Consider the following 12,448-nt stretch of genomic DNA (forward strand, 5'->3'; position numbering starts at 1 on the left):
CCAATGCTAGAAAGAAACCGAGTGAATACTCCAGAGAAACAGAGCTCTGATGACATTGACATAGGGCGTTTTATTGGCGAACTGATTGACCATCGTTGGTTGGTTATTGGCGTTACCGCCGCATGTTTAACCATCGCCATTATTTACGCCATTTTTTCCACGCCGATCTACAGTGCAGACGCCTTAGTACAGGTTGAGCAAAAGAGCGCTAACTCCATATTGGGTGATATCAACAAGATCTTGCCTGATAGCCAACCCGAGTCTGCTCCTGAGATTGAGTTGATTCAGTCCAGAATGGTTTTAGGAAAAACCGTCGAGGACATGAATCTGACTACCGCGGTCGAACAGGATTACTTCCCTATTTTTGGTCGCGGTTATAATCGCCTGATTGGCAATAAACCCGGCGTAGTTACTGTTTCTCAATTCACGCTGCCAGAAGAGTGGGAAAAACAAGTCATAACGCTGGTGGTCGGCGATGGGCAAACTTACAGCGTGGTTAAAGACGATAAGACGCTCTTTAAAGGCAAGGTAGGCGAACCGTCAAATAAAGACGGCGTCAGCATCTTTATCACCTCGCTAGAGGCGAAACCGGGCACCACATTTACCGTTTCACATCGGTCGATGCAAAAAGCGATGAATTCTCTTTTGGCCAGCCTGAGCGTTACCGATCGCGGAAAAAATACCGGGGTGCTGGAATTGGACCTGACCGGTGAAGATCCGGTAAAAATCAGCGAAATCCTCAATAGCATCATCGGGAACTATTTGCAGCAGAATATTGCTCGCAAATCGGAAGAAGACGCTAAAAGCTTGGCGTTCTTGCAAACTCAACTGCCAGCTACGCGTTCTGAGCTGGATGCTGCCGAGAATAAACTGAATCAGTTCCGACAGAAAAACGATTCCGTTGACCTGCCTTTAGAAGCTAAATCTGTTTTAGATTCTTTGGTCTCTGCCGATACACAATTGAATGAACTAACGTTCAAAGAGGCAGATATTTCTAAGCTGTACACCAAGGAGCACCCGGCCTATAGGGCGTTGCTGGAAAAGAGAAAGACCTTAGAAGACGAAAAAGAGCGGTTAAATAAAAAAGTAAACCTGATGCCTAAGACGCAACAAGAAATTGTGCGTTTAAGCCGTGACGTTCAGTCTGGGCAAGAAGTTTATATGCAGTTGCTGAACAGGCAGCAAGAACTGCAAATTTCGAAGGCGAGTACCGTAGGCTATGTACGCATCGTAGACCCGGCAGTAACACAGGAAAAACCTGTCAAACCTCGCAAAATGGTCGTATTGGCATTAGGTATCCTGATTGGTCTGTTTCTGTCCGGTGGCTATGTACTGCTGAAGGCATTCTTGCTGCGCCGCATTGAGAGCCCTGAACAATTGGAAGAATACGGCATTAACGTTTATGCCAGCATTCCATTGTCAGAATGGCAACGCAAGAAAGACAGAGAGTTGCTTGCCAGGAATAAACGCCAGAAAATTAAATCCAGTAACACTAACGCAGATAACTTGCTGGTTATTGGTAACCCTGCCGATCTGGCGATTGAAGCTATCCGCAGCCTTCGCACCAGCTTGCACTTCGCAATGATGGAAGCGAAAAACAATATTTTGATGATTACCGGCGCCAGCCCTGGTATCGGTAAAACTTTCGTCAGTGCCAACCTGGCTGGGGTGGTTGCTCAGGCCGGCATCAAAGTGCTGTTTATCGATAGCGATATGCGCAAAGGCTATGCTCACGAACTTATTGGTGTTGCCGGTACCGAAGGTTTGTCTGATATTTTATCGGGGAAATTATCTGCGGCCAGTGCAGTAAAACAGACTCCAATTGCCAATTTCGATTTCATCAGCCGCGGTAAGGTGCCGCCGAACCCTTCTGAATTGTTAATGCACGCGCGTTTCAATGAGGTTTTGAAGTGGGCGAGTGAAAATTACGATCTGGTGTTAGTAGATACTCCGCCAATTCTGGCTGTGACCGATGCTGCTATCATAGGTAAAAATGCCGGTACGACATTGATGGTTGCTCGTTTTGGTGTGAATACACCGAAAGAAGTGGATGTTTCCATCAGAAGACTTGAGCAGAATGGTATTGATGTGAAAGGCGTCATTATCAACGCCATAGTCAAGAAGACCTCTGGTTATTATACCTACGGCTACAATAGCTACGATTATTCATATAAGTAGTAATAAAAATACGGCTGATAGCAACGCTATCAGCCGTATTGACATGCATGCGTTAAGAAATGGGCAGAGTTTCTATGGAAGATATGGTTAATTACATATGAGAGAATATAAAGACGGCCCTGTTGATAGTGGGTATAGATATAACAACTTCATGCTTATTACAGCTATATTCTTATGGCTGGTCTTTACCATATCACCCTTTATTTCTTTTTACCTTTCTCTTATTTTATTGGCACTTGCTCCAGAGGTAAAAAATCTAACCAGAAGAACGTTAGGTGTGCTTATTGTTCTCTCAGGGACCGTATATGTAGCCTCTCGTAACTTCAATGGTACAGCGATTGACGATATAACATTTGTTTATTATCCTGTTTATAAAAGGATATTCTATGGTGCTGATTATTTTAGCTCATATTCTGCTGGGTGGGAGTTTGTCTTAGGTGGATTATTCAAATTACTGGCTATCACTACGGACAAGCCAGTTGAAAAAGACACCTTTACCACAGTATTTGTTTTTTTGCCTTATATAATTTATTATATTTGGCTTGAAAAGTTTGGTCTGGAACATATCAGTCGGCATAAAAAGAACCTCTGCCTTGCGGCTTCGTTAGGCATTGTAGGGTTATTAATTCTCTCTATTCAGATTCGACAGGCACTAGCAACACCGATATTATTGCTTGCAATAGGTTACTTAAATAGAAGCAAGATAAAATCAACTTTCTTTACAGCCTTGGCGATTTTCACGCACCTGACGTCTATTCCGATTTATTTTATATTAAGAATTTTCATTAGCGACAAGACTAAGTATAAAATTATAGGTTTGGGTCTTATTGGCGTATTTGTGCTTTCCTTCCAGTTCCTGGTCAATACGATAGTTTCGCAAAGGTTGCTAGGTGTAGCCAGTTTTAAATTCCAATACTATATGGATAAAGACAGCGTCGTCACGCTGCTGGCATTTTTCTTCTCTCTTATTATAATGATTGTTGCCGGTTCCTTTTATTTCGATAAAAATGAAAAACTAAAAGGCTGGAGAAGCTTTACCGTATGGGGCGGTGCAGCATATATTTTGTTATTGCCTATCCCACTAGCATCGGATCGTTTGTTTATGGCGATGTCAGTATTTTTGATGGGGTATCTGCTGTTCTTATCATTTTCGCGAATATCGACAATATTTAGAATGTTGCTGATTTTGTATTTCATCTTTAAATTCATAACTGTAGGTCCATTCTACGGCATTATGGGAGCTGCAACAGGATTAGAGTTTTGGACAAACTATGATTGGATCGGGGATTATCCGCTCTATTTTTGGATGAAATAATGCTATGTCAACTGCCGCTCAGATTGAAGAAAAGATGAAAGTGAAAAAAGTGATGAATGTTTTTCCTGTACTCGATGCGGGAGGAACCGAAGATGTTATTCTTAAAACGAGCAATTTCCTAATAAATGAAAAAAAAGTAACTGTGTCAATTCTCGCTGATTGCAGTGGGGGGCGCAGAAAGCAAAATTTTATAGATACTGGCATAGAGTTATTTGACAATCCTTCTGCAAAGAACAAAAAGGATATATTAGGTAACATACGATCCTTAAAGAAGGCTGCAACCCAATTTAAGCCCGATATTGTTCATACCCATTCTATTTATTCGCTTATCGTTGCTTTTGGCGCTAAATTATTGGGCGGGGATTTCAAAATCGTCCATACGGGGCATGGCGGTCCGACAGCTAATTATGATGAGATTTCACGAAACTTTTCATTCATGGCCGATCGGTATATTACATTGTCACGTGAGTCATTTGGGGTGATTTCCAGGGATGGGAAAAGAAAGAATGTACGTTTGATCTATAACGGAACATCAGCACCGAATGAGGACGAGCTTTACCATGGAAATGAGCCGCAAAATAACGGTAAGTTAAAGCTAGGTTTTATCGGAAGAGTCACGAAGCAAAAAGGGCTGCCGACGTTGATCGATGCCTTGGGCAAGATAAACCAGCGAGGCATCGATTTTGAGTTAATGTTGGTCGGTGATGGTGAAGATCGGCCGAAATTAGAGAGCCAGGTCAGTTCGCTGGGTTTGTCTGAAAAGGTTATCTTTAATGGATACTCCGAGGCGCCTTGGTTGTTGATGAAAGACGTGCCCATTATCGTTATGCCTTCCTTATGGGAGCAAGCAGGTTTAGTCGCTATTGAAGCGATGATAAGAAATCGTACGGTGATTACGACAAGCATCAATGGACTAAAAGATGTGGTTATTGATGCCGAAACGGGTTATTTATTCGAGAAATTGGACTCGGAAAAATTAGCCGATATTCTTGAAGAACTAAGCTTGGGTAAGCGAAAATTGATTCACATCAGTGAATCTAAGCGCAATGAATTTCTTTTTTCTGAGAGGACAGGTGAAAAAATACATGACCTCTATGAAGAACTACTTCAATGAAATCGTGAGTTAACCGAATGAAAAAAATATTACATGTGGCGGAAACCATTAAAGGTGGAGTCGCAACGATTTTAAGACAATTGACAAAGGATACGGAAAATTTCAACGTTATCTGTCTCGTTCCCGAAGAGCAGTGCGAAGAAATTAAAGATACAAAAGCAAGGGTTCATACTTTTAAACGTTCAGGTCGCAACATTCGGTCGCTCTTCTCTTTGGCAATGGCATTTATTAGCCTCTACAAAAACGAACGTCCTGACATTGTACATATCCATAGCTCGTTTGCCGGTTTTATCTGTCGTGGACTATTATTTTTCCTCCCGGGTAATCCAAAGGTAATATATTGTCCACATGCTTTTTCCTTTTTGATGGATTCAAGTAATAATAAAAAGAAAATATATGCCATCATTGAAAAAGTGCTGTCTTATAAAACAGACTTGATAATTTGTGTAAGTCAGTTTGAGTATGATGAAGCTGTAAAATGGGGATTAAATAAAGATAAACTTATCATTATTTATAATGGCGTGGAACCTCCAGAAACTATAGTCGAGAAATATAGCCAACCTGACGTTCAAGATGACACCTTAAATATTCTTTTTGTAGGGCGGCTAGACTTCCAAAAGGGTATTGATATTGTTGAACAAGTCGCCGACAAACTCGGAAATAAATGCAGAGTTGTGGTTGTTGGAGGCGGCGTCCTTTCAAATCCAGAGCTTGTACAGGCGGATAACATTATATATTCCGGTTGGGTTAGCAAAGAGAATATGGCAGATTATTATCTGCAGGCAGACGTGTTGTTGATGCCCAGCCGCTGGGAATCTTTTGGATTGGTCGCGGTTGAAGCGCAAAGCTATGGGCTACCCGTTGTCGCATCTCGTTGCAGCTCACTGCCTGAGGTAGTAAAAGAGGGCTATACGGGGTTTTTATTTCCAATTGGCGATGTAGATGAAGCGTGCCGGATATTGCTGAGCCTTGATAAACAGCAGCTGCAGGGAATGAAAGAAAATGCTATTGATTTTTACAAGAACAACTTCACCTCTAAAAAAATGATTGAAAAAACATTCAAACTATACAGGAGTTAATTTCTTGTTTCATAGTGCGGCTGTTGTTTCTGATAACTAAATTTGAGTTGAACTAACCTGTGTTCCGCGCTAAGAATCTATAGATTTTAATCGACTGTTTTCGGATAAATTAAGCGTCATCAATTGCTTGCTTATTACTCTATGAATTAAAACCATGGGCTAAGCAGAGTAATAGACGTGTTACATCATTTTTTGAGGGTATTATGGAAGATAAAGTTAGCGTAATTATTCCAACTTATGGTCGGAGTGATTTATTAATACGTGCAATTGATAGCGTACTGTCACAGTCACATCATAATGTCGAAATCGTTATTGTCGATGATAACCATGGTGGCAGTGAAAGCCGTTTGCAAACAGAAAATATGCTAAAAATGTATGCGCATGACTCTCGTGTAATTTATTATCAGCGTGATAAAAATGGGGGAGGGGCTGCGGCTAGAAATTCAGGTATCGAGCAAGCAACCGGTGAATATATAACTTTTTTGGATGATGACGATTATTACCATCCTGAAAAAATAGAGAAGCAACTGGCTTTTCTGAAAAAAGAAAATATCGATGTTTGTCTCTGCGATATGGACATACTTCAGGGTAATGAGATTTTAAAAGATAATTATTATAAAGCTCAATGTTCTAATGTTGAAAGCTTCGTGCTGGCCGGTGTCTCCTTTACGCCAATGATATTCATGAAGCGAGCCGTCGCAGTTTCTATTGGCGGATTTTTTGATACGCCAAGATTCCAGGACCATGTGTTTATATACAAAATATTAAAAAATAACTTTTCCGTTGGCGTATTACATGAAAGATTAGCGGTACATAACGATCATGAAGAATTTAGGATAACCTCCGGCAGCAAAGGCTATAAAGGTTATCAAAACAGAATTCTTTTCGAGAGAGAGTTTATGCCTCAGCTTTCCAAGAAAGGACAAAATAAACTAAAAATGATTCATGCCTGCATTGAATCTAAGATCACCACCGATAAGGATAGTCATGTTCTTGGTATTGTGAAGAGCTTTACAAATGGTCGGTTGATCAGAGGCGTGGAGACTTTTACCATATTTGGTAAAAACCTTGTGAGAAATATTTTTTTTAAAGGCCGTCACTTTTAGATATAGTCGCTAATTTTAGGTGTTTAAAAATCCATCTATATGAGAGTGTATATCATGGCATTATCACGAGGTTGTAAATGATAGAGAATTATAGCGTCAGCATATTGATTGTTTTATACAATAAAAAACTAAATGAGTCTAAAACGTTAAAGTCATTATTGTCCTATAAAATTTCAAATGCAGAATTATTTATAGCGAACAACGGACCTAAAAATTTAGAAGTTGGCGATGATGATTTTTATAATCAGTTGGTGGAACACTTCGAAAAGGTTCAGATAGCAAACTTCATCGAAAATAGACCATTAAGTGTAATTTACAACGATTTTATTAAATCTAATGCTTTTTCTGAAAGGTTCGTTTTACTCGATGACGATTCTGATTTGCCTGAAAAGTTTATCAATTCGATCAACTCAAAGGACGATGATTTTGACTTAGAACTGCCAAGAATCAAATCGGTAGTTGATGGGGTTACTTATTATCCGCTTGAGCATGGGCGTGTAATCACCGAAGATAAAGATAATTTGGATGTTCAGAGCACTATTTCAATTGGCTCTGGATTGATTATTCGCCGGAGTCTTGTCGAAAAGTTTTCTGATGCCGGGAGAGAGTTATTTGATGAAAGGTTTGCGCTGTATGGTGTTGACTATAGCCTTTTCAGAATAATGAGAAAGATTAAGGTAAAGAATAAAATCGACTTTAATATAAGAACTCACTCATATATCAATCATTCTTTATCGCGTACAGAAGGAAAAACAAGCGAGCATACAGTGAATGAAAGACTGTACGATGCTATCTTAAGCGCACGGCATTATCCAAGTAGTAACACAATTTGGATACTATTAAGAAAAATCATCAAGTATACGTTGAATTTGAATTTCAAAAAAATAACATATATATTTTCAGTGTTCATCAAAGGGATTCATCCTCGCTGCGCCGCTAATAAAAAGGTGTCTAGCAATACTCACTAAAGTTTTCCATTTTCATCTGATGAGCTCGAGAGGGGCTATGAAAGTCCTAGTTGTGAATACGCTATATGCACCCTATCGTATCGGCGGTGCTGAGGTCTCGGTTCAGATTCTATGTGAAGGTTTAGTTTCACAGGGACACCAGGTGAAAGTTTTGACTTTACATAGTGAATCTTATCGGAAATGCAGCATCATCAATGGCGTCGAGGTTGTTTACCTGCCATTAAAAAATATCTATTGGCCGTTTGATAATAGAAGAAGGTCGGGTCTAAGCCGCGGGCTATGGCATCTTATTGACAGCTATAATGTGGCTTCGCGTATCCAATTTGGCAAAGAGCTAGACATGTACGAGCCCGATCTTGTTCACACAAATAATCTGGCTGGTTTTTCCGTTTCTATTTGGTCTGCGGCAAAAAAAAGAGGGGTGAAAATAATTCATACGGCGCGGGATTATTATCTATTTCATCCCAACTCTACATTGTATACGGATGGGGAAAATCAGAGCCCCCGCGGTTATGGTGTTTTGATTTGGTCTTTCCTGCGAAGGTTACAAAGCCGCAAAGTTTCGTCTTTTATCGGTATCAGTGAATTTATAAAGAATTTTCATATTGATAGCGGTTTCTTTCCTCAGTCTCAGACGCGCTCCATTTATAATGCGGTGGTTGTTCCTCCGATGAAAACGAGGGAAGACATGCATTTGAGCATTGGTTTTATTGGAAAATTAAGTGCTGCGAAAGGGTTTGATACCTTCTGCCGGCTTATTCAAACGATAAGTGAAAAGAAGGGAGACGTAGTCGCGGTTGCTGCAGGCGATTATGCCGGAGAAGAAATGGCGAACCTGGCAAGGTTGGCGACAGCGTCAGAGATTGAGGTTCTTGGCAGGGTCGATTTGCTGAATTTCTTGAACAGGGTAGATGTCGTCATCCTGCCGACGAAATGGCGTGAGCCTTTTGGCCGAACCGTAATTGAATGTGCTCTGGCCAATAAGGTTGTTTTGACCTGTGCCGTTGGTGGGATTACGGAACTTATGAAGATAGTACCAACGGTTTTTGAATTAAAGAGCGATCTTACATACGGCAGATTAAAAGAAATAATGCGTGAAAAGCAGGCTGTCACACCCCAGATCAGGGAACTTTTTTCTTCCGAGAAGATAACTCAGGAGTATATAGAAGAGTATGATAGAGTCAAAAATGGATTTTGATCCATCCTATATACCCCACTCTTTAGTGATTTCGGACTCGATTTTTTTTATTATATTTCTCTTTGTCGCTTTATTTGTACTTTATCTTTTCTCAAAAAAATATAAATTAAGTTCGGCTGTCTTGTTATTATTATTCATCTATATTGTTTTTTCTTATTCTTCATATAATATCATGGTCATGCCGATTCATGATTTTAACGTCCCCATTGCGAGAACCTTCGTCTATCACTTCAAAATATTTAGCGTATTCTCATTTGCCGATATCTTCTTTTTAATTGTTTTGGTTGTTTTGTTCACACAATGGCTTTTAGGACAAAAAACGGAATCACCTTTTATTTACTCCAGCGTTGCACCTTTACTTAAGTTGGTCGCAATTCAGGGGGGAGTGATATTTTCAATCTCGCTTTTAGGCTATGCATTTTATACTGCCTCCGGTGGAGTTGGCAGTGTTAAAAATCAGCTTTTATATGCCCGTGGAATTGTTTACTTCTCCGCTATGCTGCTTGTTTTTTATAGGGCAAGCAAGGGGATCGGGAAAATAGAATTCACTAGCTTGCTGTTCGTGTTCTGCATATTGGATTTCATTAACTTTATCTCGGGGTTAATCGGAACATACATATACACGGATTATGTGTGGGAACGTTATGGAGTGAAAGTCAGCATCATAGATCAGGATAAGATCTATAATTACTTCACGTTATATTTGTTTGTGTTTATCTCAATGTTTTTCGCGAATAAGAAACGTATAGGCTTATCTCTGGTGTTAATGGTTATCATGGCCGTATGCATGCTACTGAACATTTATAAGTTTCTTTTCGCAATAGCTGCAATTTACTTGGTATATGATGTTTTTGTTAGATTGGTAACCCGTAGATTACCAATAAAACGTTTCATTCTATTATTGATCATTGCTCTTGCTTTGGTTCATCCCGCAATAAAAATATTTACCAGTAAAGCTATCAATACCCGGGCAAGTCAACTTAATGATTATTGGACATATACCGGTAAATATTTCCCCGCAAATATTATTGGGATTGGGCATGGAGGGCTGTATTTATCCCCCACCGGGGTTGCCGACAAAGGCGAGATAAAAAGAATAGATATGGATGCCAATGGGGAGGTTGAGTATAAGCGCAGCATTCAAACGCCACTGCTTACGCAAATCAAGAATACCGGTATTGTTGGAATGCTTGTTATGTTAATCACTGCCTCGCTAGCGTTCTGTTATCTCTTGTCAATTAACATTAAGCTAGCGGATTTTGAATATGCAACGCCTCTGTGTTTTAACTTGATTTGGCTGATAGGTTTTGTATGTGTAGCCGTTCAGCCTTATCCAATGCCTGCACTAACGCTTATAAAACTTATGATGTTGATGGGGGGCTTACTGATGTATAGGAAAAATGCGGCTCCAGAGAGTCCTGTTGTGGTTAATGATTAACATCATTGAAAATGAGTTGGTGAGCTATCTAAATGTCCATAAGAGCCTATATTAAAAAATTATCGAAAAAGCTGCCATGGTATATTCAAGATATTTGTGTGTACTTTTTGAAGTTTGGGCGCATCCCAAATATCAAGCACCCAACAACCTTTAATGAAAAAGTTCTCTATAGAAAAAACTTCAAGATGGAAGCCCCAGTATTTAGCGAACTGGCAGACAAATACCGCGTCAGGCGCTATGTGGAGCAAAAAATAGGTGACAACCACTTAATTCCACTGCTGTTTTTTACCGACAATCCAGAGGATCTCCAAGAATTCAACTGGCAGGGACAGAGCGTCATTGTTAAACCTAATCATGGCGCGGGAATGTATAAAATAGTCCATCCACCAGTCTCGGCCGCTGAAGTTGAAAAAATTATAACAACTGCCCAGCGCTGGATTGAGACCGACTTTTCTCATGTGCAGCGGGAAATACATTATCGACATATATCGCCCATGATACTTGTTGAGAAGCTGCTGGGAGATGGCTCTGTTGCATTAACGGACTATAAATTCCACCTGTTTAAGAATGCCAATGGTGAGTTCGATTTTGTTTTGCAGGTTATCGATGATCGATTTTCAGGAAAGCTAACCCGACGATTTTATGTAAATAATTTTTCCCAGGTATTTGGTTGTTCAACGTTAAAGCAGTCAGATACAGAGCTGGACTCGGAGAACTTGGCGTTGGCACTTTCGTTGAGTAAGTTATTGGCTGATAGTTTCAATTATGTTCGTGTCGACTGGTATATATATCAAGGCGTTCTTTATTTCGGCGAAGTTACCTTCACCCCCGTAGCCGGATTTGGTACCGGTTATGGTAAAGAATTGGATCGGTTGATGGGAGATTTGTGGAAAGAGTGGCGATAATAATGCCTGCCATTTTTATATATTTTGGCGTGCTGAGAAAATGATATGATATATATAAATTCAAGGTTTTTCTCTCAAGAAATCACCGGTGTGCAGCGTTTTGCTATCGAGCTTAGCCAAAAGTTATACGAACAACGGGATGACGTGGTTTTTTTAGCGCCTGTAAATATCAAATATAATGAAGTAACAAAACGGCTAAATATAAAAACAGTAGGTAAAAAAAGCGGACATCTGTGGGAACAATACGATTTACCGCTCTATCTGAAGTCAATAGGCAGTCCTTTGCTGATTAACTTCTGCAATACGGCCCCTCTTTTTTATAAAAATAAAATTATCACGTTGCATGATGTTGCCTATAAACGTTTTCCGCAAAGCTACAGCTTCAAATTCAGGCAGGCGTACAATTTTATTATACCCAGATTGATTGCCAGCAGCAGGGCCGTGCTTACGGTCAGCCAGTTTGCTAAAAGCGAACTTAAGCATTTTTTTGCACTGCCCGAGGAGCGTTGTCATGTTATTTACAATGCGGCCAGCAGCCTTTTTCACCCCGACATCAGCGAGAATGACGCTGATGCAGCGCCAAAATATTTCCTGGCAGTTGCTTCGCAGCAATATCATAAGAATTTTGAAGCGCTGATTTCCGCGTTCGCTCATCTGCCAGTGCAGGCGGGCTTCAGGCTGAAGATTGTTGGGTCGGCGCACAAGAACTATCAAGGCGTACAAAATATCATTGCGTCGTCCTCGTTGGTTAACAATGTAGAGTTTTTGGGGCGCGTAGATGATGAAAGCTTGTCTGAGTTGTATCGCCGTGCTTTTGCATTCGTATTTCCATCTTTTTACGAGGGGTTCGGCATACCTCCTATAGAGGCCCAGGCATCGGGCTGTCCCGTCATTGCCTCATCGGCAGCGGCGATGCCTGAAATTTTGGCAGACAGTGTGATTTATTTTGATCCGCTTGACAGAAACTCTCTGGTGAATGCACTACGCTTATCCATAGAAAACCAATCACAGCGGCAAAGGTATGTGGAAGCCGGTTACAGAAATGCTGCGCGTTTTTCTTGGGAGAACTCAGCATCACGCTTAAACCGTATCATTGATAATCTTTAACGGTACGGAGGATTTTGATGTCGATAAAATTTTCGCGCGG

At 40.4% G+C, this 12,448-nt stretch carries 10 protein-coding genes; all 10 read left to right on the forward strand.

All coding sequences use genetic code 11. The features are described 5' to 3' along the window. The first annotated feature begins 3 nt into the window (after positions 1-3). The 10 genes from wzc to KHA73_RS08120 all read left to right on the forward strand — a co-directional run bounded on the left by wzc (position 4) and on the right by KHA73_RS08120 (position 12,408). Positions 4-2,178: a tyrosine-protein kinase Wzc gene (gene wzc, locus KHA73_RS08075; protein WP_234590164.1), complete on the forward strand. Its 2,175-nt coding sequence runs from the start codon at positions 4-6 to the stop codon at positions 2,176-2,178. Between the two features lie 97 nt (positions 2,179-2,275). Beyond that, entirely contained in the window at positions 2,276-3,493 is a 1,218-nt protein-coding gene (locus KHA73_RS08080) for an EpsG family protein (RefSeq protein WP_234590165.1), read from the forward strand. 4 nt (positions 3,494-3,497) lie between these two features. Next, entirely contained in the window at positions 3,498-4,607 is a 1,110-nt protein-coding gene (locus KHA73_RS08085) for a glycosyltransferase (protein ID WP_234590166.1), read from the forward strand. A 17-nt stretch (positions 4,608-4,624) separates the two neighbouring features. Next, positions 4,625-5,686 (forward strand): glycosyltransferase, encoded by a 1,062-nt coding sequence (locus tag KHA73_RS08090; protein WP_234590167.1) that lies wholly within the window; start codon positions 4,625-4,627, stop codon positions 5,684-5,686. A gap of 203 nt (positions 5,687-5,889) precedes the next feature. Further along, positions 5,890-6,792 carry a glycosyltransferase family 2 protein gene (locus tag KHA73_RS08095; protein WP_234590168.1) on the forward strand — a complete coding sequence of 301 codons (903 nt, stop codon included), beginning with the start codon at positions 5,890-5,892 and terminating at the stop codon, positions 6,790-6,792. Positions 6,793-6,869: 77 nt separating this feature from the next. Continuing rightward, positions 6,870-7,760 (forward strand): glycosyltransferase family 2 protein, encoded by an 891-nt coding sequence (locus KHA73_RS08100; protein WP_234590169.1) that lies wholly within the window; start codon positions 6,870-6,872, stop codon positions 7,758-7,760. Between the two features lie 37 nt (positions 7,761-7,797). Next, entirely contained in the window at positions 7,798-8,958 is a 1,161-nt protein-coding gene (locus tag KHA73_RS08105; protein WP_234590170.1) for a glycosyltransferase family 4 protein, read from the forward strand. Then, positions 8,948-10,396, forward strand: a complete 1,449-nt coding sequence (locus tag KHA73_RS08110) for a hypothetical protein (protein WP_234590172.1) — start codon at positions 8,948-8,950, stop codon at positions 10,394-10,396. The genes KHA73_RS08105 and KHA73_RS08110 overlap by 11 nt, the downstream gene beginning before the upstream one ends. A 32-nt stretch (positions 10,397-10,428) precedes the next feature. Beyond that, on the forward strand, positions 10,429-11,301 hold the full coding sequence (locus KHA73_RS08115; protein ID WP_234590174.1) for an ATP-grasp fold amidoligase family protein: 873 nt from the start codon (positions 10,429-10,431) through the stop codon (positions 11,299-11,301). Positions 11,302-11,346: 45 nt separating this feature from the next. Continuing rightward, complete coding sequence (locus KHA73_RS08120) at positions 11,347-12,408, forward strand: glycosyltransferase family 4 protein (RefSeq protein ID WP_234590175.1); 1,062 nt, start codon at positions 11,347-11,349, stop codon at positions 12,406-12,408. Positions 12,409-12,448: the final 40 nt, after the last annotated feature.

Source organism: Serratia entomophila (assembly GCF_021462285.1).
In the GTDB taxonomy this organism is placed as follows: domain Bacteria; phylum Pseudomonadota; class Gammaproteobacteria; order Enterobacterales; family Enterobacteriaceae; genus Serratia; species Serratia entomophila.